Source organism: Saezia sanguinis, assembly GCF_003991585.1.
GTDB lineage: Bacteria > Pseudomonadota > Gammaproteobacteria > Burkholderiales > Burkholderiaceae_C > Saezia > Saezia sanguinis.
The window spans coordinates 1-279 of the sequence record NZ_PQSP01000046.1; the positions used below are offsets into that span (position 1 = coordinate 1).

Below are 279 nucleotides of genomic sequence, written 5' to 3' on the forward strand. Positions count from 1 at the left end.
GCATGGCGTTGCGCGGCCCGCAGTTCGGTTTCGGCGGTGTCGATTTCGGCCTGGATCTCGAGGCGGCTCGGCGCGCGATCGGATCCGCCGACCAGCCAGCCGGATCCGGCCAGATCGCCCTCCCGGGTGACGACCCGCAGCTCGGGACGGGTCGCGAGAACTTCCGCGGCGCGGTCCAGATCGTCGACGACCACGACCCGGCTCGTCAGTGCGATCACCGCCGCGCGCAGCGAATCGGGGTAGCTCAGCACCTCGAGCAGCCGGCGCGCTGCACCGGGC

The 279-nt window shown here is 72.4% G+C and carries 1 protein-coding gene; it reads right to left on the reverse strand.

The window, feature by feature from the left end; all coding sequences use genetic code 11:
• Positions 1–279, reverse strand: a 279-nt coding sequence (locus tag CUZ56_RS15855) for a hypothetical protein (protein ID WP_162615378.1), incomplete at both ends; no start/stop codon positions are given.